General features: G+C 65.6%; 21 protein-coding genes and 1 tRNA gene. 11 read left to right on the top strand and 11 right to left on the bottom strand.

Going from position 1 to position 25,088, the window contains the following annotated elements; genetic code table 11:
• Positions 1-191: 191 nt before the first annotated feature.
• Genes U5918_RS02590 through U5918_RS02560 form a run of 7 tightly spaced genes read left to right on the top strand, consistent with a single transcriptional unit; the run spans position 192 to position 8,198 of the window.
• Positions 192-2,738 (top strand): type II/IV secretion system ATPase subunit, encoded by a 2,547-nt coding sequence (locus tag U5918_RS02590; RefSeq protein ID WP_335999252.1) that lies wholly within the window; start codon positions 192-194, stop codon positions 2,736-2,738.
• A 1-nt stretch (position 2,739) separates the two neighbouring features.
• Complete coding sequence (locus U5918_RS02585; protein WP_335999250.1) at positions 2,740-4,773, top strand: type II secretion system F family protein; 2,034 nt, start codon at positions 2,740-2,742, stop codon at positions 4,771-4,773.
• 55 nt (positions 4,774-4,828) lie between these two features.
• Positions 4,829-5,350, top strand: coding sequence for a DUF7287 family protein (locus tag U5918_RS02580; RefSeq protein ID WP_335999249.1), 522 nt, complete (start codon positions 4,829-4,831; stop codon positions 5,348-5,350).
• An 18-nt stretch (positions 5,351-5,368) separates the two neighbouring features.
• Positions 5,369-5,998 (top strand): DUF7288 family protein, encoded by a 630-nt coding sequence (locus U5918_RS02575; RefSeq protein ID WP_335999248.1) that lies wholly within the window; start codon positions 5,369-5,371, stop codon positions 5,996-5,998.
• Complete coding sequence (locus U5918_RS02570; protein ID WP_335999247.1) at positions 5,992-6,963, top strand: DUF7261 family protein; 972 nt, start codon at positions 5,992-5,994, stop codon at positions 6,961-6,963. The genes U5918_RS02575 and U5918_RS02570 overlap by 7 nt, the downstream gene beginning before the upstream one ends.
• A gap of 3 nt (positions 6,964-6,966) precedes the next feature.
• Positions 6,967-7,431, top strand: coding sequence for a DUF7266 family protein (locus tag U5918_RS02565; protein ID WP_335999245.1), 465 nt, complete (start codon positions 6,967-6,969; stop codon positions 7,429-7,431).
• 2 nt (positions 7,432-7,433) lie between these two features.
• Positions 7,434-8,198, top strand: a complete 765-nt coding sequence (locus U5918_RS02560; protein ID WP_335999244.1) for a DUF7289 family protein — start codon at positions 7,434-7,436, stop codon at positions 8,196-8,198.
• Positions 8,199-8,462: 264 nt separating this feature from the next.
• Here U5918_RS02560 and U5918_RS02555 read toward each other — a convergent pair whose 3' ends face one another.
• Both U5918_RS02555 and U5918_RS02550 read right to left on the bottom strand, forming a co-directional pair.
• A complete protein-coding gene (locus U5918_RS02555) occupies positions 8,463-12,353 on the bottom strand; it encodes a DUF7289 family protein (protein WP_335999243.1) in 3,891 nt (1,296 codons plus the stop codon).
• Between the two features lie 454 nt (positions 12,354-12,807).
• Positions 12,808-12,882: transfer RNA gene (locus U5918_RS02550), tRNA-Glu, on the bottom strand.
• Between the two features lie 514 nt (positions 12,883-13,396).
• Between U5918_RS02550 and U5918_RS02545 the strand changes: the two genes are divergently transcribed.
• The gene (locus U5918_RS02545) at positions 13,397-14,038 is read left to right on the top strand and encodes a DUF6230 family protein (RefSeq protein ID WP_335999242.1); all 642 of its coding nucleotides are present in this window, start codon (positions 13,397-13,399) and stop codon (positions 14,036-14,038) included.
• Between the two features lie 48 nt (positions 14,039-14,086).
• On the opposite strand, the gene U5918_RS02540 is transcribed toward U5918_RS02545, so the two are convergent.
• Positions 14,087-15,307: a helix-turn-helix transcriptional regulator gene (locus U5918_RS02540; protein WP_335999241.1), complete on the bottom strand. Its 1,221-nt coding sequence runs from the start codon at positions 15,305-15,307 to the stop codon at positions 14,087-14,089.
• A gap of 138 nt (positions 15,308-15,445) precedes the next feature.
• On the bottom strand, positions 15,446-16,189 hold the full coding sequence (gene thyX, locus U5918_RS02535) for an FAD-dependent thymidylate synthase (RefSeq protein ID WP_335999239.1): 744 nt from the start codon (positions 16,187-16,189) through the stop codon (positions 15,446-15,448).
• 85 nt (positions 16,190-16,274) lie between these two features.
• On the opposite strand from thyX, the gene U5918_RS02530 reads away from it, so the two are divergent.
• A complete protein-coding gene (locus U5918_RS02530; RefSeq protein WP_335999238.1) occupies positions 16,275-16,613 on the top strand; it encodes a cupin domain-containing protein in 339 nt (112 codons plus the stop codon).
• Here U5918_RS02530 and U5918_RS02525 read toward each other — a convergent pair.
• Both U5918_RS02525 and U5918_RS02520 read right to left on the bottom strand, forming a co-directional pair.
• A complete protein-coding gene (locus U5918_RS02525) occupies positions 16,610-17,278 on the bottom strand; it encodes an RAD55 family ATPase (RefSeq protein ID WP_335999236.1) in 669 nt (222 codons plus the stop codon). The two genes, U5918_RS02530 and U5918_RS02525, sit on opposite strands and share 4 nt — an antisense overlap.
• Before the next feature lie 5 nt (positions 17,279-17,283).
• Complete coding sequence (locus U5918_RS02520; RefSeq protein WP_335999235.1) at positions 17,284-17,868, bottom strand: HalX domain-containing protein; 585 nt, start codon at positions 17,866-17,868, stop codon at positions 17,284-17,286.
• 161 nt (positions 17,869-18,029) lie between these two features.
• Between U5918_RS02520 and U5918_RS02515 the strand changes: the two genes are divergently transcribed.
• Positions 18,030-18,608: an MBL fold metallo-hydrolase gene (locus U5918_RS02515; RefSeq protein WP_335999233.1), complete on the top strand. Its 579-nt coding sequence runs from the start codon at positions 18,030-18,032 to the stop codon at positions 18,606-18,608.
• A gap of 18 nt (positions 18,609-18,626) precedes the next feature.
• Here U5918_RS02515 and U5918_RS02510 read toward each other — a convergent pair whose 3' ends face one another.
• From U5918_RS02510 to U5918_RS02500, 3 genes are read right to left on the bottom strand one after another with little or no spacing between them, the layout of a single operon-like run.
• The gene (locus tag U5918_RS02510; protein WP_335999232.1) at positions 18,627-19,427 is read right to left on the bottom strand and encodes an ATPase; all 801 of its coding nucleotides are present in this window, start codon (positions 19,425-19,427) and stop codon (positions 18,627-18,629) included.
• Positions 19,424-19,732, bottom strand: coding sequence for a DUF5827 family protein (locus U5918_RS02505; RefSeq protein WP_335999231.1), 309 nt, complete (start codon positions 19,730-19,732; stop codon positions 19,424-19,426). Before U5918_RS02505 ends, U5918_RS02510 begins: the two co-directional genes overlap by 4 nt.
• Positions 19,733-19,788: 56 nt before the next feature.
• Positions 19,789-19,983, bottom strand: a complete 195-nt coding sequence (locus U5918_RS02500; RefSeq protein WP_335999229.1) for a hypothetical protein — start codon at positions 19,981-19,983, stop codon at positions 19,789-19,791.
• A 97-nt stretch (positions 19,984-20,080) separates the two neighbouring features.
• Here U5918_RS02500 and U5918_RS02495 point away from each other — a divergent pair, with 97 nt between their 5' ends.
• Complete coding sequence (locus U5918_RS02495; protein ID WP_335999228.1) at positions 20,081-20,449, top strand: DCC1-like thiol-disulfide oxidoreductase family protein; 369 nt, start codon at positions 20,081-20,083, stop codon at positions 20,447-20,449.
• Between the two features lie 18 nt (positions 20,450-20,467).
• Here U5918_RS02495 and U5918_RS02490 read toward each other — a convergent pair whose 3' ends face one another.
• Positions 20,468-21,940 (bottom strand): lipase maturation factor family protein, encoded by a 1,473-nt coding sequence (locus U5918_RS02490; RefSeq protein WP_335999227.1) that lies wholly within the window; start codon positions 21,938-21,940, stop codon positions 20,468-20,470.
• A 73-nt stretch (positions 21,941-22,013) separates the two neighbouring features.
• A complete protein-coding gene (locus U5918_RS02485) occupies positions 22,014-25,055 on the bottom strand; it encodes an FAD-binding and (Fe-S)-binding domain-containing protein (RefSeq protein ID WP_335999226.1) in 3,042 nt (1,013 codons plus the stop codon).
• Positions 25,056-25,088 lie beyond the last annotated feature (33 nt).

The following is a 25,088-nucleotide window of genomic DNA, read 5'->3' as shown; positions in this document are numbered from 1 at the left end:
ACCGACGTTCGAGTCGAATTCGCCGTCGGGCGCGCCACACCCCGAATCCGGAATCCCGACCGGCCGAACGGAAGAAAGGCGCAGGTAGCCTTACAGGCGCTATCGGGCCAGTTAGGGCGATCCTAACGACGGCTTACGGCTGGTAATGTCGACATAAACTTTTTTCCCTCCTAACAGCACAGTGAGACGCAATGGCAACCGATGACATAGAGGGGGGCGACGCCGACGGCGTCGACGGTGCCGATGAGAGCGCGGATGCGGAGGAGGTACTCGCCCGGGTCGAGCGGGCCTCCGTCGGAGAGTACACCTGGGAGGACTTCCGGCGCGAGTTCCACACCGGCGGGCCGTTCGACCGGACGGAGTTCCTCGGGTTCGATCCCCGGAAGATGGAGGACCGGCTGATCCAGGGCGCGAGCAGCGCCAAGGGGATTCACGAACCGTTCGAGCAGTTCCTCAACCCCGAACGGATACCCGTCGTCAAGGACCACTACAAGTGGGAACACTACAAGCAGGAGTACTACTACACCGACGGGACGCCGCCGACGACGAGCGACGGCGAGAAAAAGGAGTTCGACGCGAGCGACGCGCTCGGCTTCGATCCCGAGGAGATGGCGGGCGTGCTGAGTTTCGGCGAGGGGCTGGCCTCGGAACTGAACGAGGTCGTCGAAGACCGGACCGTCAGCGTCAACGAGGACCTCGACGAGGACCACTTCTTCTCTACGGCCGACGGCAAGACGACGGTCGTCAACCGCTACGACCTCGAGAAATCCGTGCCGCTCTCCAAGAAGAGTCACTTCGAGGAACTCGAACGCTACTGGGTCAACAAACCCTACGCCTGCGTCGTCATCTTCCACTCGAAGAAGGAAAACGAGAAGAAATACTACGTCATCGAGCCCCATCTCAACCCGATCGAGCGGGAACTACAGGACTTCCTCGCCGGCAAGCTCCGGACGGCGATCAAGTACTCGGAGGACGACGTCGTCGTCGAGGGCAGCGAGGAGGACCGCGCGGAGGTCATCCAGCGCGAGTCCCAGCGCCTGCTCGAACGGTACGATCTGCTGGAGAAGGGGGTGTCGGTCCAGCCGGACGTCGGGACGATGGGCAAGTTCAAGCAGATGATGGGCATGGACGTCGAGTTGCCCGACACACCGGAGGGCGATCTCACGGGCATCCCGGCCCGCCCCGAACCGGCCATCCTCGAAGAGGACCCGGACACGCTCAGCGAGTACCAGGTCGAGAAGCTGCTGTACGTCCTGAAACGCAACTTCATCGGGTACGCGCGGATCGACCCAGTCAAACACGACATCAACGTGGAGGACATCTCCTGTGACGGGTACAACTCGCGGGTGTTCGTTTACCACACCGACTACGAGCAGATCATCTCGAACATCGAACACGGCGAGAGCGAACTCGACGACTTCGTGGTCAAGCTCGCCCAGCGGTCGGGGAAGGGCATCTCCAAACGCCAGCCTCAGGTCGACGCCACGTTGCCGGACGGCTCCCGTGCCCAGCTCACCCTGGGCCGGGAAGTCTCAGATCACGGGACCAACTACACCATCCGTCAGTTCAAGGACGTCCCCTTCACCCCGATCGACCTCATCAACTGGAACACCTTCAGCCTCGACGAGATGGCCTTCCTCTGGCTCTGCATCGAGAACAACAAGAGCCTCATCTTCGCGGGCGGTACGGCGTCCGGGAAGACGACCAGCCTGAACGCAGTATCACTCTTCATCCCCTCGAGCGCGAAGATCGTCTCCATCGAGGACACGCGCGAGGTCGAACTCCCCCAGCGGAACTGGGTCGCGAGCGTCACCCGGCCCTCCTTCGGCGAGGACGACACGGGCGACGTGGACGAGTTCGACCTGCTGGAGGCCGCACTGCGTCAGCGTCCCGACTACATCGTGATGGGTGAGATCCGTGGCGAGGAAGGTCGGACCCTCTTCCAGGTCATGTCGACGGGTCACACCACCTACACCACGTTCCACGCCGACTCGGTGGGCGAGGTCATCAAGCGGTTCACGACCGAGCCGATCAACGTCTCGAAGACGCTCTTTACCGCGCTGGACCTGGTCTCGATCCAGACCCAGACCCGGACGGGCGGGCGGAAGGTCCGCCGGAACAAGACGCTGACCGAGATCAACGAGTACTCCGCGGAGAACGACGAGATCAACGTCAGGGACGTCTACCAGTGGCAGGCCGAGACGGACACGTTCATCCAGATGGGCCAGTCCAACACCCTGGAGGAGATCAAGTTCGACCGCGGGTGGGACCAGGAGAAACTCGACGAGGAGCTGTTCAAGCGGAAGGTCGTCCTGGCCTACCTCATCAACAACAACATCAACACCTACCAGCAGGTGGCGGCGACGATCCAGGCCTTCATCAACGATCCGGACACGATCCTGACGCTGATCGCCCACGACGGGCTCGAACAGAGCCTCGAGGACCTCCGCGAGATGGAGTCGGTCAAGATCAACATCGACCCCAAAAAGGAGGAGATGGTCCCGCGGCCGGAGGCGTCGGATCCGATGCTCGAGGACACGAACGAGATCCTCGACAACGCCAAACCCCTGTTCGACCGCTACAAGAGCATGGAGACGCCCCAGATCGTGAAGGCGCTGTCGGGCATCGAACCCGACGAGGACATCGTCCCCGACGAGGACGAGGAGGAGGACGATGCGGAGATCGACTTCGGGCAGTTCGTGACCAAAGCCGGCGCGGAAGCAGAGGAAGGGGACTGACATGAGTCTCGACACGCGCGAGGGGAACACGGTCGGGAGCACCAGCACGCTCGGCGACACGTTCTACCCACTCTACGAGTCCCTGTTCGACGACGAGGGCGACTTCGTCAACGGCGTCGGGAACAAACTCGCCCAGGCGCGGATGCCACAGAACGTCGAGTTGTTCCTCTCCCGGGCGCTGGGCGTCGGCGCCCTCGCCGGCCTGACGCTGTGGATCGTCGGCTCGCTACTGGGCTATCTGATCTTCGCGCTATTCCTCTCGGAAGCGCCGGTGTTGCTCGGCCTCTCCGAGAGCCAGATCCCGCCGATCCTGCTGCAACTCAAGATCCCGTTCCTGGTGTTCGTCACCGGCATCGTCTTCGGCCTGATCGGCTTCGGCATCGGCTTCGGATCGATGGTGTCGATCCCGTACTTCCGGGCGGGCGCGCGCAAACGCGAGATCAACGTCCTCCTATCGGACTCTATCTCCTTCATGTACGCGCTGTCGGTCGGGGGCCTGAACCAACTGGAGATCCTGCAGGCGATGGCCCGGGCCGACGACACCTACGGCGAGGTCTCCAAGGAGTTCCAGTCGATCGTCCTCGAGACCGAGTACTTCGACACGGACTACCGGACGGCGATCCGCAACCAGGCGCTCCAGACGCCCAGCGACGAACTCGCGCAGTTCCTGACGGACATGCTCTCGATCGTCGACTCCGGGGGTGACATGACCGGATTTCTAGAGGACCAGAAGGAGAAACACATGCGGACGGCAAAGCAGGAACAGGAGCAGGTCCTCGAGACGATGGAGCTGTTCGGCGAGATGTACATGACCCTCTCGCTGTTCCCACTGCTGCTCATCATCATCCTCGTCATCATGTCGATGATGGGTGACTCCCAGCAGTTCCTGCTTCTGGGAACCGTTTACGGGCTGATTCCGCTGACGGGGGTCGGCTTCCTGGTGCTGGTCTCGACGGTCACCCAGGACGAGATCGGCGACGGCTACCTCCGGCCGGAGGGTGGCCGGGAAGACGTGGTCGTGCGCGAAGGGCTCGACGTGCTGAACCTCGGCCTCGTCGAGAAGTACACCGGTGACTACGGCGTCTTCGAGAAGATCAAGGGCCGGGAGCGCTCCTACGAGCTGAGCGAGATCGTCCGGAAGCCACACATCTTCTTCCGGGACAACCCGACGGTCGTGCTGGCGCTGACGGTGCCCTTCTCGATCATCGCGCTGGTGCTGGGAGTGCTCTACGGCGTCGCGCCGCTCTCGACCGAGGGGTTCGTCGCCAACCCGGTCGGGAGCACGTTCTTCTGGTTCTACGTCCCGCTGTACATCAACTTCGTCCCGCTGATGATCTTCTACGAGTGGAACGTCCGCGCACGCCGGGGCGTCGTCGGCCACCTCTCGGAGAACCTCCGGAAGCTCTCGAGCGCCAACGACACCGGGATGACGCTGCTCGAATCGATGAGCGTCGTCTCCGAGACCTCCTCGGGGAAACTCGCAGACGAGTTCGAGACGATGTACGCGAAGGTCAACTACGGGACCAACCTCAAGGACGCGCTGCGGGAGTTCAACAACAAGTACCACATCCCACGGCTGGCGCGAACAGTCAAACTTATCAGTAAAGCACAAGAAGCATCGAGTCAGATCGAGGACGTGCTGACGACGGCGGCACAGGCCTCGGAGAATCAGGACGACATCGACCGCGATCGGAAGTCCCGAACTCGGATGCAGGTGGTCATCATCATCATGACCTACCTGACGCTGCTGGGCGTGATGGCGCTGCTGAAGACGCAGTTCCTGGACGTCATGTCCGGCCTGGCGAATCAGGTCGGCAGCGGTGGGGGAAGTTCGGCGGCGGCCGGCGGCGGCCAGTTCGGCTCGAACGTCGACACCGGCCTGCTGTCCGTGCTGTTCTTCCACGCGGTGACGCTGCAGGCGGTCCTGTCGTCGTTCATCGCGGGGTACATCCGCGAAGTCGACCTGATCTCGGGGGTGAAGTTCGCCGTCATACTGCCGACCATCGCGCTGGTCACCTGGATGGCAGTGGGGTAAGCAAGATACGAACGCAGGCGGCCACGAACGCATGAACGTGTGGGGGTAAGAACGCATGAACGGGCGGGGGCAAACGACGCATGACTATCTCGCGGGGGTGAGCATCCTGCTTCTCACCGTGCTCTTCATCTTCGGCTACGTGCCGGGGGTGTTCGGCTCCACGGGGATGGGAGTCGGCGGTGTCGAGCAGTCACAGGCCGATCGCGCGGCCACCTACCTCGTGGACGCCTACGCCGTCGACGGGAGCGAGCAGACGCTCGACTACAACGGCACCGGTGGCATCCACGACGAACTGCGCTCCGACGCGGGGTGGAACCAGTTCCGCGAGCGGACGGGCCTGAACTCCGTGTCGGCCAGCGTCGGCCGCCCGTTCGTGAACGTCGTGCTCGTCAACAGTTCGGAACTGAACGCCACCGGGCCGCCGACGCCCATCGACGACGACGAGGGCCGCCACTCCTACGGATCGGAACCGAACCTGGGCCAGTCGGTCGCGACGTCGACGCGGGTCGTTCGCTTCGACGCGGACGGCGCCCACCACTGTAATCCGACCTGCTGGCTGGTGGTCCGGGTCTGGTGATACTGGAGAGACGAAAGTATGAACGGGGACACGACGGACGGACGGGGCCAGGCGTACACGCTCGAGGGGGTCATCGGTGCCATCCTCGTCGTGAGCGCGCTGCTGTACGGCCTCCAGGTGGTCGACTTCGGCCCCTGGACGAGCGACACGACCCAGCAGTCGGCCGACATGGAGCAACGCGCCGAGGATATGCTCGATCTGGCCGCGCAGAACGGGACGCTCGGTCGCGTCGTCAGGTGCACTTACGGGACCGAGACCGTATTTTCCGGGGCCGAGGTCGACGCGGGGTCGACCACCTTCGAGCGGATGCTGAACCAGACGTTCGACCGGCAGGGCCGCAACTATGACGTCTACTTCACGTATCTGACGCCCGACGGCTCCCGGGAGACCATCTCGATCACGTCGGGCGACAGCGATCCGACCAGCGGCGTCATCGCGCCGACCGATTCGGCGGCGGTGGCGACCCGGACGCTGACCGTCTACGACGACGACCGGACCCGGATCCTCGACCGGACGCAGAGCCCGCCGCGGAAGTGTGGGTCGACCGGCTCGACGGTCGAAGGCGCCGGGTCAGCGTACTTCATGGACGACGTCAACGAGAGTTCGCCGCTGTACAACGTCGTGGAGGTGCGGCTGGTCGTATGGTGACCCCGATCGACGCCGACGACCGCGGGCAGTTGCTCCTGGTCGGCAGCGTCGCCATCGCGCTCGTGATCGTCGGCGTCGTCGTCATGGTCAACGGGATGATGTTCGACGATAGCATCGGGGCGCGCGACAACGACGACGCGCTCGCCGACGCGGAGCGAACGATCGGCATGATCGAGTCGGACCTCAACGCGCTGGCCCGGGAGGTCAGGATGGACACCCGGGACGGTTCCGGCGACTTCGCCCCGGCGCTCCGTCGGAACATTTCGCTTTACAGCCGTCACCACACGAACCTGACCTTCGACAACGGCATCGTCTACACGAACGTCACCTTCGACGGCGCGGAATCGATCAACGGAACGACCATCTGGCAGACTCAGAGCACGAATCAGGGGGCCTGCGACAGGTCCACACCGTACCCCCGGTTCACGCTCGAGACGGGGGGCAGTTGCGAAGCGAACCCGACGATCGTCGAGGACGCGGACGCGGTCACGGATTTCCAGCTCACCGTCGAGAATCCGGGGACAGGTGCCTCTCCGGAGACGAGCATCGTCGTGGACAACGGCGCTGAGACGTGGCGGCTGCGCATGGACACGCAGCCCAACGGGTCCGTCGTCGTCCACGAGGAATCGCCGGGTGGAACCTCGCGCGTCGGCGTGTTCGACCCGAGTTTCGACCTGGAGCTACAGGACAGCGGCCGGCTCACGGTCGGTGGCAGCGAATCGGTCGTCTTCGCCGAGGGCGTCGATCCGCAGTACGACATCGGGTTCGAGAATACGGTCTCCGGCGGTGGCACGGCGCTGACCGGCACGTATACGATCTCGACGGACGGCGATCCGTCGGCGGGCATCGGCTCGCAGCCGGAGACGCTGAACACGGTCGTCAGCCCCGCCATCGAGATCTACTACCAGCGACAGGAGGTCACGTACGACCGAACGATCCTGCTGAACGAGTCGGGGGTGAGGTGAATCATGGGATTCCGAAACGACACCCGCGGCGCGTCGGTGGCGATCACGCACACGCTGACGCTCGGAATCACGGCACTGCTCATCACGGGCCTGCTAGTTGGCGCCGGCGGGATGCTCGAACGACAGCAGCAACGCGTCGCCAGTCAGGGACTCCAGAACGTCGCCGAGAGCGTCACGAACGAACTGAAGAGCGTCGATCGGCTCGCCACGCGAAGCAGGGGCGGCGAAGTCGCCTCGGCCGCGTCGATTCCCAACCACATCGCCGGCCACAGCTACGACGTCGAACTCGTCGATCGGTCGGGTGACCGGGCGGCGCTGTTCGTGAACATGTCGGTGACGGACGTCACCGTTCCCGTCGAGTTCCGGGCAGAGTCAGATATCTGCGAGCGCGAACTCACGAGCGGCCCGCTCCGCGTCGTCTACGACCCGGACGCGGACTGTCTCACCATCGAACCAACCGACCGATAACCATGACAGAACCACGCACGATCTCCGACCGGGCCGTCTCCGACGTCGTCGCCTTCGTGCTGACGTTCGGGATCATCATCTCGGGCGTTACCATCGTCTACATCGGCGGCGTCGGTGCGCTGGGCGACCTGCGGGAGAACGAGCAGGTGAACAGCGGTGAGCGGTCGATGCGCGGGGTCGCCGAGACGATGGAGGACATCCACCGGAAGAACGTCCCGGGCCGGTCTGTCGAGATCGGCGTCGACGGGGGTCAGATCGATCTCGTCGACTCCTCGATGACGTTCACGGTGGAGTTCGCCTCGCGGTCCCCCGAGTCCGATACGATCGACGTCAACGCGCTGGTGTACCAGCCGTCGTCGGGGGATACTCGCCTCGTCTACGAGGGCGGCGCGGTCATCCGGGACGAGCGACAGGGGTTCGTCATGACGCACCCGCCCGTTTTCGACTGTTCCGACGCTGCCGCACTCGTCTCGGTACCGCGACTCGACGGCGACATCAGCGTCTCCACCGGGGGGAACCTCGAACTGTTCGGCGAACGCGATTCGAGCAACACCGGCCTTCACCTCCCGGAAGGGAACCCGTCGAACGTCGAGACGGTGACCGTCGACGTCTCGGACACGGCGGTCCCCGACTCCTGGAGCCGATACTTCGAGCGCGAGGGCTGGACCGACGAGGGCGGCGGTGAGTACTCCTGTGAAGGGGACGGCGGCGGTCTCGAACGCGGGTACGTCCGACGGACGACGATCGAACTCCGGACGCTGCTCTGAGTCGGCGCTCGGTACTCGCGAGGGACTCGATCGAACGCACGGCTGCGTCCGAGTCCGCCTGTCGATGTCCCCTCCGTCTGTCGTCGCGCGACGATCTCGGGCCCGTCGAACGGCGGCCATCAGGAGGGGAAGCAGGTCGGAGCCACTCGCGATCTATACGTCCCCTAGTGACGCAGCGGTGTCGCTGTCCGAAGTGGTCACCGTCCGACGAAAAGCCGGACGGAGTCGAAGCGGGTCCCCGGACTGGTCAGGGGCCGCCCAGGCTCAGCTGAGTTCTATCTGGTTCATGTCGACCGTGATGTAGTCAGGGTCCGTCGAGGTGGTCGAGTCCTCCGGGGTGATGATCTGGATCTCGCCCGACTGGACGTCGTCGGTGCCCGACACGCCGTCCGGGTCCGTCCTGAGTTCGTAGTCGTAGAGCCCCGTCTGGCTGTTGACGTCCGGTCCGAGCGGGGGATTGGCCCCGGTGAGATCCAGTTTCACGAGCGTTCGATTACCGTTCAGGGTCACGTCGCTGGAGGTGTCGATGTGCGTGAACGACGCCCCGCTGTCGCTCTCGCGCATGTACAGCTCCACGTTCCCGGACCGGCTGATCGCCGCGGGGTTCGACACGTCCGCGGTCAGCGACTCGAGGTTCGAGCTGACGATCGTATCGCCCTCGCGGTAGGTCTGGTCGCCGACGATCGCGCGCTCGATCTCGAGCCGTGGGTCCATGACGGTTACGTTGACCCGCGTGGACGCGTTCTCGGTGGCCACCTCGATGGTCATCTGCCCCTCGGCGCTGGACTCGAAGGCGAAGGAGTGGATGTCGTCCGATCCAGAGCCGAGCGTGAGGTCCGACCACTCCTGGTCCGGATCGACGACGTCGCCGATGTCGAGATCGCCCGAAACCCCGACGACGTTCGCGGTCACGTCCTGCGTGCTCTGGTTGTCGCCGACGTTGGTCACGTGCGCTCTGACTTCGGCCAACTCGCCGGGGCGGACGATTTCGTCGTAGTACTCGACGTTCGGCAGGAAGTACGGCCCGGTGGCCTCGCCGACGTAGAGGTTGCGCGTGGCGGTCTCGTTCTCGTCGCTGTCGACGCTGAACTCGATCTCGTGGTTCCCCGAACTGAGGCCGCTCGGAACGTCGACTTCGACCCACTTGCTCTCCCTGCCGTCGAGGGAGACGTCGACGCTGGCCCGCTCGGAGCCGTCGACCGCAAGGTTCACCGCGTCGTCGACCTCGTCACCGCCGCGGTTCCAGACCTCGACCTCGAAGGAGTCGTCGTAAGGGGGATTCACCGTGGCCGGCCCGGTCGTGTCGTTGATCACGACGTCCGATAGGCCCGGGACGCTGGGGGTGTGGTTCTCGGCGACGACTTCGAACAGCACGACTGCGTCGTTGTAGTCCGGGTCGTCGTTCGTGCCCATCGCGTCGTCGGGATCGGCGTTCTCCTGCGAGAGCTCGTAGAACAGTGCGAGCTGGTCGTCCTCGAGTTGCAGGACGCCCTCGTCGGTGATGCGGTCGCCCAGGATCTCCCGGACGTCGCGCTGCTCTGCACCGGCCTGCCCGAACGCGGGGACCGTCTCACCGTCCTCGCGGATGACGAGGTTCGATGGGTTCTCGTCCTGGTTGATGTCGATCCGTGAGTCAGGGTCCGGATCGTCGCACTTCATCCCCTCGAGTTCGCCGTATCCGTCGACCTGGCGGGTGAGGCCCGTCCCGTCGAAGTGATCGCACGTGAACGACTCGGCGAAGACGGAGACGTTCGTGGGGGAGTCCTCGGTCGCCGTCACCGTGATCTCCTTGCTCAGGTAGTCCCCGCCGTCGATCTGATCGCGCCGCGTCTGCGGCGTGTTCAGGTCCTTGTCGCCCCAGACGCGGTGGTAGGTGTCCGGCGCGGTCGCATTGTCGGTGTAGATTGCCATCTCGACCGGGGCGCGGATGATTTCCCCCGGTTCACAGACCTCGTAATATCCGTCCCACCAGTTGCCCCTCGTTTCACAGTGCTCCGCCTCCGCGATCCCGCTCAGTTCGGTTCCCAGGACGGTCAGCCGGGCCGTGATGCTCTGGTTGATCGCGATCGTGGAGTCGCCGCTGTCGAAGTCGCCGTCGAACTCCTCGACCACCAGGATCTGTCCGGACACCGAGGTGTTTTCGCTCTCGATCGTGTACTCGTACGTCCCCGGCGCCGAGCCGGCGAGCGACTTCCTGAACGGTCCGACGTTTGCGGCTTCACCGGGCGTGAGCGTGATCGATTCGGAGCCGATCTCGCTGCCCTCGAACGACACCGTCACCTCTTGGGTCCCGTTCGTGCCGCCCGCGTTCTGGACCGCGCCTGTGATATTGAAGCTGCCATCCTCCTGGACGACCGAGCGGTCGGTCGTGGCCTGCGTCGTCACGAAGAACGGTTCGGCGATCGATCCGACCCTGAACGTCCCGGTCTCCGTGTCACCGTCGGTTTCGACGACGTACTCGTAGAGACCCGGCGCTGCGATGCCGCTGTCGTTGCGGAACGTGATCGTCCGGGTCTCGTGTGGGGTGAGGGTCAGCGGTCGGATGTCGGTGTAGACCGTATCGCCCGGATTCGAGGCGTTCCGGACTTCGATCTCGACTGGACGCGTCCCCTCCGTCGACCCTTCGTTCTCGACGGTCGCGTCGATCTCGTAGGGGGTGTTCTGCGTGACCCGGAACGGTCCGGTAGCGCTCTCGAGTTCGAAGTCCGGGAGGTCGCCGATCGTGATGGTCGTGGTTCGCTCGTGATCGGGTTCGCTGGGGCTCGAGAAGTTCACCTTCAGCGGGATGTCCCCCTCCCGGGTCGTCGGGACGTCGAAGCTGAGGGTTTCCGTGTCACCGTCGTCGAGCCACACGTATGCTTCGTCCTTGAACTCGTCCGCGTAGTAGAACCGCACGGTTTCGCCGGCCGGCGTTCCACCCGTGTTTTCGACGGTCACGCTCAGGTCCCGGTCGTCCCCCAGTTCCGCGTCGGCCGGGGAACTCAGCGATTGGATGCCCAGATCCGCAGGCGAGCCGCTCCCGACGACGAACTCGACCGGCACGTTGTCGTCGGGTGTCTCCACTCTCGTCGTGTAGTTCGCCGCGCCCGCGCTGCCCGAGTTCAAGTCCGCCGCCTCCACGGTGAGCGTCACCGTCTCGCTAGTGCCAGCGACGATACGCTGGCTCGTAGTAGCGAGTTCCACGGGCGCGATTCCCCCGGTCTCGTTGTACAGCGTGATCGGCGCGGTCCCGTTGAAATCACCGACGTTCTCGACGGTCACGTCCATCGTCATGTCGGTCCCCTCGCGGGTCGAGGCGGGCGCGTCGACGTCGGTGATCTGGTACTCGGGATCGCGATGCTCGCCGAGCAGGTACGTGATGTTGATCGGGTCGCCGGCCTCGATCACCGAGCGCTGCTCTACCGTCACCAGTCGGTCGTCGAAGTTCTGCGTGGCGAAATTGTACCACGCGCGTGCGAACTGACTGCCCCGGATGCTGACCGTGACGTTCTCGACGTTGCTGGGCTCGCAGGTCTCCCTAACCGGCCCGACGCCGTTACGCAACTCTTCGGCCGTGCGGTTGACGGACAGCGCCCGGCTGATGTTGTCGCTCTCCCAGGCGGATTCTCGCTCGTCGACCGCCGCCGAGACCTTTCCGTTACCGGACACGAAGCCCTGCATGTCCGAGATCTGGAGCGCCAGTCGTCCGTTCCGGTACTCCACGTCGGGCGAGGAGACCATCCACGTGCTTCCGTCGTCGGTCTGGCGCCAGATCCCCCCTGCCTCGTACCCCACGATCCCCTCCTCGGGATTGTCGTACAGGACCGTCCCCATCGGGACGGGGCCGCTCGAACAGCTCTCGTTCCCGTTCGCGAGGAGCGTCACGGTCGTCGTGTTCACCACCGAGATGTCTCCGCTGGTGTCGTCCGGGAGCGTCAGCGACGCCCGTCCCCCTTCGCCGGTGACCTTCAACTCGTGAAACTGCGACGATACCTCCTGCATCGACTGCTCGGCCACCTGCATTCGACTCTCCTGTTCGGTCTCGTTCAGTGCGGACGCGCCGATAACCGCGACCAGCACCGCCCCCGTGATCGCCATGCCGATCAGCAAAACGACCCCGACGAGGTTCGATATCCCGCGTGGATCCCCCCGAAACTCGACTCCCCTCTCTCTCATATCTGTGTTACTCTACGTTTCAAAAGTATAAATCCACCGTAGAGTTTTCGGGAACGATCCGCCCCGCTGCAGTCGTGCGATTACAAAAGAGATTCTCCCGGACCGGTCGAAGATCACATGTGATAACACGTGTATGAAGCCCCCGCGAACGTGATAATCAGGCAACTGGTTATCGAGGGGTCGAGAGTCGAATCTGGGGCCACTCAGTGACCGACAGAAGTGCTCCGACAGGGATTTGAACCACGCGAAACCGGACCTGCTCGCTACCGCTCGCAGGTTGCGATTTCTCTACTTCAAATCCCGCTGAGTCGCATTTGCTACTCACGAATTGTTCGCAGCAAAATGCTCCGACAGGGATTTGAACCCGATGGCGAGACTCACTCCGTTCGTCTCGCGTGATTCAAATCCCTGACGTGCGCGTTTCGCTCGCGTCACAGTGTGACGCTCGCTGCAATGCTCCGACAGGGATTTGAACCCTGGTCATTGCCGTGAGAGGGCAATATGATTGGCCGGACTACACCATCGGAGCGCCACGCTCCGGGCGTCTGTGACGCCCTCGGCGCGTCTATTCCCTCGTAACCGCGAGATGTGTTTAACAGTTCCGCTTTGGGACCACCGTGGCCCGGCCTACCAATCGACAGACGGCCCGCCGCTTGCCGGATTCCTCCGCCACCGCACACAACGTCATCCGGTCACGTACCACACGGCTGCGGGCTGTCTCCGGTTCGGGGCCTCGACCCGCGACCAATCGCCAGGAACGGGTACGCTGGCGGTAACGGGGTGTAGGCGATCGATGGGTGAGGGCCGACCGTCGGGTCGCTACCCGCCTACTGTTCGGCCGGTTGTCCGCGAAAATACTCTCCCCGGGATCTCTCGTACGGCTACAGGTGGTTGTGACGCGGGACGGTCGACGGCGAGTCGACCGGTAGAGGGATCGTTCGTTCCTGGGGGCGGACCGTCACCGTCGGGACCTGCGGTGCCCGGCGGGACGGTGGCGAGTGCGACGGCGCGTCGCCGGTGAGCCAACCACGAAAGGGAACACCATGTACGACAAAACGTTACTGGCGAAGAGTACCGGCGTTTCGCTCGGTGTGATCGCGGTCATCGGATTGCTCTTTCTGAGTACCGGCACAGCCCTCGCGGTCCCCGTCGCGGGCATCGGCGGCTTCACCATCGAGGCGGACAGGATCGAGGGCGACGACCTCGTGCTCTACCCCGACGTGGTCGAGGAGTCCGGGTCGGACCAGCCCCAGACGGTCATGGAACTGCAGGCCAACCGCATCGAGGGGATGCGACTGGTCAAGCGAATCGACTTCGACGACGTGACGTTCGACCAGATGGACGGCAACATGCGGATCACGATCGAGTCCGGTGGCACCGTCGAGACCGATCAGATCTTCATCCAGTCGCCGGGGCTGAACGCGACCGACAGCACGTTCAACGGCCTCCGAATGAGCGCCAGCGACTCGGAGGACCTTGACGAGACCTTCCTGATCGAGGCCCCCGGCGATCCGATCGAGGGCAAGACCGTCACCATCGACGAGACCGATAACCCCGGCATCGTGATGGACAACGCCGAGATCCACGCGACCTACCTCGCCACGGACCAGATCACGTTGCCGGACCTGGAAGTGCGCGTCCAGTACGACTCCGACGACGACGGCGAGTACGAGTACGAAGGCTAGCGGGATCCGCCCGACGCGTCGACGAACGGCCGCGAGTACGGTGCGGCGTTACTCGTCGTCGAACGGCGACCCGGCCGCGTCCGGCTCGTGGCCTTTCAGGCTGATGATGTTCTCACGACCGACCCGGAGTTTGCTGATGTCCTCGGCCTCGGCCATGTCCGACAGGAGCATACTCACCTTCGACTTCGACCAGCCGGTCTCGTCGACGATGGTCGCCTGTTTCATCCGCCCGCCGTTCTCCTCCAGCAGCGAGATGACGCGGTCTTCGTCGCTCAGCAACTCCTCTTCCGCCACGGCTGCGCCCTCACCCGAGTCGCTCTCCGCGTCGCCGACCGTCCCCGCGCCGGCAGCGACGCCGGACTCGCCGCCCGCTCCGGGGTCGTCGTCCCGCTGACTCGTCGACCCGAACATTCCGGTCCGCCAGGCGATGCCCGCCCCGGCCCCGATGGCGACGATCACGATTCCAAACAGGACGAGCGGCAGCAAGCCAATCCCCTCGGTCGACGCCTGCTGGGGACCGCCGTCCGTCTCGGTCGTCCCCGTTCCGTCCCCGCCCGCTTGCCCGTCCGCGGGGTCGCCGCCGGTCGCAAACGCGGCCGTCAGTCCGCTGGGGAACGACTCCGGGCCGAACCAGATCAGCGAGTCGCGCCCGTCGAGGGTTGCTGTCTGGTCCGGGTCGGTCGAGTCGGACTCGACGACCGACAGCGAGGGCCCGGCGACCACGCTGAGTTCCTGGTCCTCGTTGATGTACGGGCCGCCGCCCTCGAAGATATCGCCCACGACGACCTCGTCGCCGCTGGTCTCGGCGAAGTTCGACCACAGGAACGACATCTCGACGACGCCGTTACCGACGCTGTTCAGTCCCGCCGTCCGGTTGAAGTTCCGGGCCGTCATGTTCCGACCGGTCGCGTCCGCCCCCGCCGCTGTCAGCTCGGACGCCCGCACCTGAAAGTCCGTCCACGCGTCCGTCTCGGTGGTTCGGAACCGGTCCGCGTACTCGCGGAACGACTCGCGTTCCGTGTCGTTCGCCAGCCCCTGAAAGTGTCGCTCGGTCCAGCGTGCGGACCCGTTCTCGTAGACGGTGAAGACGAACCGGGTCCGGTCGAACTCCTGGAGCGTCGCGAACGCCCGATCGCGGTCCGCCTGCGCGACCGACGCGGGATCGTCGGCGGGGTCCCCGGCTGCCACCGATCCGGCGGCGACACCCTGTCCGAGGACCGTCCCGACGAGGAGGACACAGACGAACGCCAGCGAGAGCGGACGAGACATACGGTGGAACAAAGATCCCTCGGACCGCATAAAAACACTGTGTCTGGCCCCGAACTGCGAGGGTCTGACAGGGTACGACCGGCCCGCAGTCGGTCGGTTAGGTCGCGCCTTCCGCCCCTAAACGACCACCGGTCGCTGTCAGGGCGCCAGCCGGTTCTTCCGATTCTTCATGTGCTCCTCGTAGTACTCGAAGGTGATCGGGCACCACTCGGCCGCCAGATCGAGGATCTCCTCGGTCAACTCCCTGATCTCCCACTGGGCGTCCGCGGCGGCCCGCATGTCGGCCACGTGCATCAGCATCCGGACGTTCATCGACATGACCATGTTCACTTCGGTCCCGATGGGCAGGACGAACCGGGCGTCCTCCGGCGGCATCCCCAGGTCGAGGAGTTCCTGGTAGGACTCGACGGCGTCCCCGACGGCCTCCCGGAACACCTCCTCGCGCTTGCGCGCGGTCTCCTCGCCGACCGGACCGGTGTTCTGGTTGCGGCCCACCCAGTCGGGGTCGGTGGCCGAGGGCGGCGTGACGACCATCTCACCGGCCCGGACGTCGGCGGGGTCGACGTCGTCGAAGGAGACGTAGCGCATCGACTGGATATCGAATGATACGTGCCTGTGCCGGGTGATCTGGGCCATACACGAGCGGCTGATCCCCTTCACCGCGAACGTGGCCTGGGGATGTTCGAAGGGCCCGTAATGGCCGTGATCGAGGAGGTGGCCGATCAGGGTCTCCATCTTCTCCTCAGTGGTCTCCCCGTCGACGGTCTCCATGATTTCGGCAAAGGAGAGATCTCCCACGAACTCCTCCATGTAGTCGTTTCGCGCTGCTTTGCAGGCGAGGCGCTCGGGGTCGTCTGTGGCTTCCAGCAGACGGACTTCCATACCCTCACGCCGAAGCGGAGGGTGATAAATTCACCCGCTCGGCCACCGGCGGGGCATTGAAATCGATCGCCCCCGAACGCCCGGTATGGGTTACCAGACGGCTTCGACGGACGACGTGGACTCGGTCATCGACGGCGAGTACGGCGGGATGTGGTTCCTGAAGGAAGCGCTGGACACCGAGGAACTGGGACTGACCGTGATGCAGCTCGAACCGGGTGCGAAGGGCAAGCCACACGATCACAGCGAGGACGGCCAGGAGGAGATCTACTGCGTGGTCGACGGCGAAGTGGTCGTCGAGTTCGACGACGAGACGATCACACTGGGCGAGAACGAGGCGGTCCGGATCGACGCCGGCCAGCGACGGCAGATCAGAAACGAGAGCGACGCCCTGGCGCGATTGGTGCTGGTCGGTGCGCCGATCTAGAGGGCCTGCCACGGGGTGGGCCCGTCGCCCAGTCCCATGACGCGGACTTCGCGGCCGTCGTCGGCCTCGCGGACCTCGATCATCCCGTCGAAGGCCTGTTTGATGACCTGGATGGTCTGATCGTCGTGGGCGCCGGTGTCGATGGTGAACACGCCGACGTAGTCCGCGGCGTCGAGCCGCGAGGAGAGGACGTGACAGAACTTGAACACCGTCTCCCGGTTGGTGTAGGTGAGCATCGTCGACAGGGAGACGAGCGCCATGCGGCCCCGTTCGGCGCCCGCCTTGTGCAGCGATTCGAGGCACTTCGTGATCCCGATCCCGATGCCCGTGAGGTCGCCGGGCGAGGAGACCTTGTGGACGTACAGTCCGGGCGGGGTCTCGCCGTCGGCGAAGCCGCTGCCGGAGCTCTCGGCGCGGCAGTCGACGACGCCGAGTTGCAGGTTCGAGACGCCAGAGACGCGGTCGCGATAGTCTTCCACGACGGTCTCGGCGCTGTCGCCGGTCGAGACGATCAGCGCGCCGTCCCCGTTCCGTGAGCCGTCGGCGAGGATCTGCATCGCGATGTTCTCCTTGCCTGTCATCGCGGGCCCGGCGACGAGGAGGCTGGTCCCCGGACGAACCGCAGACACTGCGTCAGTATCCAGAACGCCTGATAAGTCGTACATTGTTGCTACGGATCCTCACTCCCGCCGATCCGCTGGATCGCGGCGACGAAGTCGGCGTCGTCCTCGACGCCGCCCATCGTCTTGGAGAGTTGCTCCTGAAGATCGGCGATGCGGTTCTGTAACTGTTCGTATTCGTCGCTCGCTGCGAGTTCCGCGCCGCTCTTTGCCGTCTCGAGCGTGGCCTGCTTTTCGACCAGTGCGTAGTATCGCTGGAGCAAGCGGTCGTAGGTCGACCGTTCCAGGAGCGTCTCGACGGTCTCTAAGAGTTCCTCGCTCCTGATCGGTTTGCTGAGATAGGCATCGAACCCCATCTCCAGAATGTCGAAGTCGGGTTCGACGGCGGTCACCATCGCCACCCGACAGTCCAACTCCCGCTCCCGAATCCGTTCCAGCACCTCGTCGCCCGACAGCCCGGGCATCATCCGGTCGAGCAGAACCACGTCTACCGCATCGTCGAGGCGCTCGAGGCCCTCGTCGCCGTCCGCGGCGATCCGCACCTCGTAATCGTCCGCGAGCCAGAGGTTGTACGTCTCGGCGACGTCCGGCTCGTCCTCGACGATGAGTACGACAGGTGCTGCTGAATCAGTCATCTGCGCTCCTGTACGCTTTTACCATTCCTCATACATAGCCCTGTGGGTCGACGGCCGACCCCGATACCGGTCAGGGCCGCCGTTCGCGGCCTTGCACACCGTCCGACCGAGGGCCGGCCGGAAGCGACACGCAAAAGCCGCCGGTCGCTGTAGCCGATGGCATGATCACCAACCTCGCGCGCGGGGTCCGCGCGTTCACGAGCAACGTCTTCCTCGTCGAGGGCGACCGCACCGTTCTGGTCGACGCCGGCAACGAGTTCGACGTCGTCGGTGCCGCCCGCGAGCGCGTCGACGACCTCGACGCCCTGATATTGACCCACACCCACCCCGATCACGTCGGCAACCTGCCGGACGTCGTCACCGAGTTCGACGTCGATGTCTGGGGCTTCGACCCCGACCAGCAGGGCGTCGACCACGCCATCGCCGACGAAGAGACGGTCAGACTGGGCGACCACGAGTACACGGCCGTCCACACGCCCGGCCACAAGGAGGACCACCTCTGCTTCTACTCGCGATCCGCGAGCACGCTGTTCGCCGGCGATCTGGTCTTCGCGAACGGCGGCTTCGGCCGGACGGATCTCGCGGAGGGGAATCGCGAGGTGCTGATCGACAGCATCGACCGGCTCCTGTCGGTCATCGACGAGGACCTCGGCGTCATGCACACGGGACACGGCCCCAGCGTCGACGCGAACCCCTACCAGGACGTCGAACTCGCGGGGCAGGCCGCCCGGATGGGATAGGTTGGAGCGAACCGCTCCTCACGCCACTGCCGCGAGCAGTTCGTCGTAGGCCTGATCGTACGCCCTCGCGACCGCAGCGGGATCCTTCCGATCTTCGCTCGAGAGTGCCGGTAGCGACACGGACGCGATGGGGTCGAGCAGGTCGACGACCGCCGGAACCCGCTGTTCGAGCTGGCCTTCCTCGTGGCCACCGCTGGCGACGGCGCAGGCCTTGGCGTATCGTTGGCCATCGTAGACCCGCACCCGAGTCGGTTCCACGACGGCCACGGCGTCTGGCTCGAACTCGCGGAGCGGGAGGGCCACGTCACTGTACGACTCGACAACCGCAGGCTCCCGCTCGGCGATCCGACGGCCGATGCCGTCCAGGGCGACGAGATGCAGGTTCGCCATGACCTCGTTCAGTTCGGCGAGCGACGAGACCCGGACGGCTTCTTCGACCGGGAGGTGCTCGCGGACCTCCGGGGGAAGCTCGACGGTGTCGTTGACGACGTAGGTCTCGGCGACGCGATCGACGACGAACTCGCGGTCGGTCTTGCCGAGCAGCCCCGCGCCGGGGCCCGGTGACGGACGCCAGAGCCGGTGGATCGGGTTCACGTCCTCGGGGTCGAGCGGTTCCGGTGCGGCTCCCACCAGTCGGCGCGCGTCTTTGCCGAACAGGCGGCCCTGCTCGACGGCGTGGCGGTGGTCGTCGTGGTCGAACCAGCGGTCGTTGCCGGCGCGCGGCTTGAACCCGACGGCGTCGAGGCGGTCGAGGAGGCCGACGGTGAAGGTGGTCTTGCCGGCGTCGACGCGGTCCGACCCCGCGACGAGCAGCGTCATTCGTCGGCCGTGGATCCGGACTCGTCGCCGCCAGCGTCGCCGGTCGCGAGGCCGTAGTGGCCGGGTTCGGCGTCGTCGGCGGGTTCGGCGAAGACGAACGACTCGGCGTTGTCGAGCACCCACGGGATCGTCCAGTCGAGCAGGATGTTCTCGGTGGTCGGGTCGAGGTCCTGCCCCGGGTCGAGCCCCTGGAAGAGGCGGGCGATCTCGTAGACTGTGTACATTTCGTCGGGGTCGAGCACTTCCTCGGGATCGCGGAACGTGAGCGGCCGCAGATCTTCGAATTCGGATTTCGGCACGGGCATGGCTCCCGGTTGCTCCCGCGCAGGCAAAACCCTCCCGTCTCGATCCGGGGCCGCGCTCAGGTGTCGAGTTCGCTCCGGATACCCCAGCCGAGACCGAGCAGGCCGCAAAGCACCAGCACCAGGCCGAGGAGCCAGACGGTCGTCCCGCGCGCGAACAGGGCGGTCAGCCACAGTCCCGCGACGAGGGCCAGACCGCCGGCGACGACGGCCCGGACGAACCGCTCGATGGTGACGGGCGCGAACCGCTCCATGACCGAATCTCCACTCCGGTCCCAGATGTGCGTGACGGTCGCCGCCCCCGCCAGTCGAGGGCGGTAACGTTAGTGGCTGGAGGGCCAAATGAGAAATATGGCCGACGCGACGCTCGTCTACGACGACGACTGCGGGTTCTGCACCGACAGTGCGGAGTTCGTCGCCGCGCGGTCGGACCTCGAAATCGTGGGCTTCTCCGAACTGGACGACGACCTCCGCGAGCGCCTCCCCGCCGACTACGAGGAGTGCTCGCACCTCGTCACCGACGACCGGGTCTACTCCTGTGGGGCGTCCATCGAGCAGGCGCTCGTCCGCTCGGACGTGGGCCGACCGGCCCGCCCCGTCGTCGAGCGACTCGACGGGGTCGGCCCGTACGAGTCCGCCCGGGAGTGGGGGTACCGCCGGATCGCGAACAACCGGCCGCTCGTCAGTCGGGCCGTCTCCGCGGTCCGGCGGGTCGTCTGAACCGCCGTTCCCGGCGGCTCACCGCATCCGCCGGCGACCGATGCCGCCTCGTAGATCCGACCGCGAGACGGGCTGGACGTAGGTCCCGACGAGTTCCCTGGTCCACCAGTCGCCGGTCTCGGCGCGCTCCCCCGGTGTCGTGAACTCGTACCGGAATCGCCGCACTCTGATCCGTTCCGGGGGCGCATCCGGGAACGGGTTGCACCGAATCAGCGAGAGCGTGCCCGGATCGTTTTCGAGGAGTCCCGCCAGGAAGGCCGTGAACCACCGCTGGCGCGGGCCGGGGCGCGGTCGCATCGCCGCGAACCACAGCTGCCAGTCCAGCCTGAGGTGATAGGGCGCCCACTGGGGCGGGCGCTCGTCGGTCCGGACCGGCTGGCCGTAGAACTCGTAGGGCTGCCAGTCGTCTTCGGTGGGGTCGCTGGCTCGTGTGCCTTCAACGATCAATTGGTAGCGGTTCTTCGTGATCGAGCCGAAGGCGCCGTAGGTGTTGACCAGGTGGAGCGGGTCGAAGGACGTGTTCATCACCTGTGAGGTGGAAAGCACGTTCACGACCGGCCGGACGCTCATGGCGAGGACGAGCAGGGTGAGCCCGGCCGCCGCGACCGAGAGCGGCAGCGGCGTCGGCGCGGGCGCGGATTCGGGAAGCGGGAGCAGTCTCGTCAGCACCCCGTCGCTGAACGTCGCGACCCCCTGGACGATCGTCAGGGCGTTCAGCCAGGAGAAGTTCCCGGTCAGCATGAGCCAGAGCTGGAAGCCGATGGTGGCGACGCCGCCGACCGCGGCGTAGGGCTGGGGTGCGAAGTAGAGGAAGGGGACCGCGAGTTCGACGACGTGGTTCCCGAGCACTTCGACCCGGTGGAACCGGTCGGGGAGGTGGTGGGCGAACCGACTCAGCGGGTTGGGCATCGGCTGGGTCTCGTAGTGATGATCGAGACAGGTCAGGTCGCGCCAGCAGTCGTCGCCGCGGATCTTGATGAGCCCCGCGCCGAACATGTTGCGAAAGAGGACCCACTTGACGAGCCAGATCACGAGCACCGGCGGTCCCGTCGATCCCGCGCCGAGGAAGATCGCGAGAAAGCCGGTCTCGAGCAGCATCGACTCCCAGCCGAAGCCGTAGAATATCCGGCCGGCGTTGACGAACGACTGGTAGAGCGCCCACATCGCCGCCCAGAGGCCCACCGAGGCGACGATCGGCCAGGGCTCGGGAAGGAGGTAGGGGACGCCGAACAGGGCCAACAGTGCGAGGCCGACGCCGGCCCACGCCGCGACGCCGATCACCCGATCCGAGGGAACGACGTAGAACATGCTCGGCCGCTCCCGGAACGTGGCGTGTTCGACGTACTCCTCGATCGGGAGCAGGCCGTCCTCGCCCGCCAGCGGCCGGAACTGGCGGGCCGCGACGAGGAAGGCAGCGAGGTAGATAATGGCGAGGCCCCGCTGGAGCAGGAACCGGACGTACCAGTAGTCCTGGGCGCCCAGGAGTTCCATAGGAAAGCTTCGATCCGGGGAGGCTCAAAGGTTTGACGCCCCGCGGCGGGGCGTCAGTGGCGAAAAAGCGCCCTCAGGCCAGCGCGTCGCGGACCTTCTCGACGGGGTGGGGCGGGTGCTCGCCCTCGAAGTCCTCGTCCGAGAGCTGCGAGCGGCAGGACGCACCGGGCGCGACGACGGTGTCGCCGTCGCTCGACTCGATCTGGTCGTAGAGGATCTCGCCGATGGCCTTCGAGAGCTCGTAGTGTTCGGCCTCGTAGCCGAAGGAGCCGGCCATGCCACAGCACGAGGAATCGAGGTGGTCGACCTCGTAGCCGGCCTCGCGGAGCGCGGCCGCGGCGTGGAAGTCGCGGTTCAGCGCCTTCTGGTTACAGTGGCCGTGGTAGACGAGGTGGTCGCTCGCTCCGTCGAAGGTCATCCGGTCGTAGACGGCGAAGGTGTGCAGGTACTCGGAGACGCCGTAGGCCGAGACCGCCAGGTCCTCGACGCGGTCGTCGTCGAGCAGGTCCAGGTACTCGTCCTGGAACATGACGGCGTCCGAGGGCTCGATGAACAGGACGGACCAGCCGTCCTCGACCATCGGCCCGAGCGCCTCCAGGTTGGTCCGCGCCCGGTCGTGGGCCTCGTCGAGCAGGCCCATCGAGAAGGCCGCGCGACCGCTCGGTGCGATCTCGTCGCTGTCGAGCACCTGGACGTGGACGTCCGCGGCCTCCAGCACCTCGATGGCGGCCTTCCCGGGTTCGGTGTAGCTGTAGTTGGTGAACGTGTCCGGGAAGAGCAGCACGGTGTCCTCGGCCTCGTCCATGGGCACCTGTGCGCCGCCCCGTGCGGCGAACCAGTCTTCGAGCGTCTCACCGCTGAACTTCGGCAGGTCGCGCTCGGGCGCGATGCCCATGACCTTCTCGGCGACCAGACCCGAGCCGGGGAGGTTCTGCGCGGCGTTCGAGAGGGGTGCGAGCTTGCTCCCGATGGCCGACACGGTGTCGATGTTGCCGAACAGCCGCGAGCGGATGCTCGTGCCCTTCTCCTGGTGGTAGTCGTGTTTGACCTCGGCTTTGAGCTTCGCCAGGTCGACGCCGGTCGGGCAGTCGGACTTACAGCCCTTGCAGCCGACACAGAGGTCGAGCACCTCCGACTGGAAGCGGTCGCTGTATATCTCTTCCTCGGGGAGTTCGCCGCTGATCGCGGCTCGCAACATGTTCGCGCGGCCGCGGGTGGCCTGGATCTCCTCGCGGGAGGCCCGGAAGGTGGGACACATCACGTCGGAGCCGGTCTCGCGACAGGTGCCACAGCCGTTACAGAGTTCGACGAGGTGGGAGAACCCGCCCTCGTCGTCGAAGTCGAGTTTCGTCTGCGGTTCCAGCGACTGGTACTGCGCGCCGTAGCGGAGGTTCTCGCGCATGTCCGCACCGACGCCCCGGTCGCTGTCCGGGCCGGGGTCCGAGGGACTTTTCCGGTAGACGACGTTGCCCGGGTGCATGTACCAGTCGGGGTCGAAGGCGGTCTTGACCTCCTTGAAGGCCGTCCAGAGGTCCTCTCCGTACATCTTCGGGTTGAACTCCGTCCGGGCCATCCCGTCGCCGTGTTCGCCGGAGAAGGCGCCGTGGTGGTCGAGGACGAGGTCCGTCACGTCCTCGGTGATGGAGTGCATCTTCTCGATGTCGTTCTCGGTCTTCAGGTTGAGGATGGGCCGGATGTGGAGCGTCCCGCTCCCGGCGTGGGCGAAGTAGGCCGCGGAGGTGTCGTGGTCCTCAAGCACCTCCTCGAACTCGACGACGTACTCGGCCAGTTCCTCCGGCGGGACGGTCGCGTCCTCGATGAACGGGTAGGGCTTGGGGTCGCCCTGCAGGCTCATCAGCAGCGGGATCGCCGCCTTCCGGAGCTTCCAGATGTCGGCCTGGTCCTCGTCCGTGTAGGCCTCGATGACGTCGAAGGCGTCCCCGTTGTCGACGAAGTAGTCGTTGGTCTCGGCGATGGCGCCTTCGAAGTCGTCGACGAGTTCGGAGTCGAACTCGAGCATGAGCGCCGCCGCCGTCCCCTCGGGGATCGGTTCGACGTACTCGCTGTAGCCGTCGGACTCGGCGGCGAGGCGGAACACCTCGTCGTCCATCAACTCGACGGCGCTGACCTCGAATTCGAGCGCCTCGGGGACGGCCGACATCGCGTCGACGAGGTCCTCGAAGCAGTAGAGGGCGAGGGCGGTCTCCTCGGGAACGGTGACGAGGCCGACCTTGGCCTCGACGATGACGCCGAGGGTCCCTTCGCTGCCGACGTAGAGTTTCGCGAGGTTGATGACCTCCTGGCCGTCCTCGTTCTCGTAGATCAGCCGGTCGAGGTTGTACCCGGAGACGCGGCGCTTGAGTTCGGGATAGCGGGAGTCGATCTCCTCCTGGTTGTCCTCGACGGCCGCCCGCACGGTACGATAGATCTCGGCTTCGCGGTCGTCGCGGGAGACGATCTGTTCGTACTCCTCGCTGTCGAGAACGATCTCGCGTGCGTGGAGCATCGATCCGTCGGGCAGGACCGCCTTGACCTCCTCGGTGTAGGCGTCGGTGATGCCGTACCGGACGGAGTGGGCGCCGGTCGAGTTGTTCCCGATCCCGCCGCCGACCGTCGCGCGCCCGGAGGAGGCCGGGTCTGGCGCGAACTTCAGGCCGTGTTCGGTGAGTTCGTCTTCGAGGTCGTCCTGGACGATGCCGGGCTGGATGCGCGCCCACTGCTCGTCGGGGTCCACCTCGAGCAGTCCGTCCATGTGCCGGGACATGTCGAGGACGACACAGCCCGGTCCGACCGTCTGGCCGGCGAGCGAGGACCCGGCACCGCGGGGAAGGATCGGGACCTCGTGCTCGACTGCCGTCTGGACCGCGGCACGGACGTCGGCGATGTCGCGCGGGTAGACGACGCCGGCGGGACGGGCCTGATAGATGCTCCCGTCGGTCGCGTACAGAACCTGTGCGTACTCGTCGAAGCGAACGTCGCCAGACAGGGCCTCGTCGAGCGCTTCGGCCAGCTCGACGTACTCGTCCTCGGCCACGTCTGGCTCCCTGGCGAGGTCCGACGGATCCCCCGGCGGATCGGCCGGGCGTTCTATCGGATTCTGGTGATTCGTACCCATAGGCTCGGGTCGGAGCCGACCGCCAATAAACGC

Source organism: Halorientalis sp. LT38 (assembly GCF_037031225.1).
Taxonomy (GTDB): Archaea; Halobacteriota; Halobacteria; order Halobacteriales; family Haloarculaceae; genus Halorientalis; species Halorientalis halophila.
The sequence above is the reverse complement of the archived record's forward strand: the minus strand, read 5'-3'. Positions and strand labels throughout refer to the sequence as shown.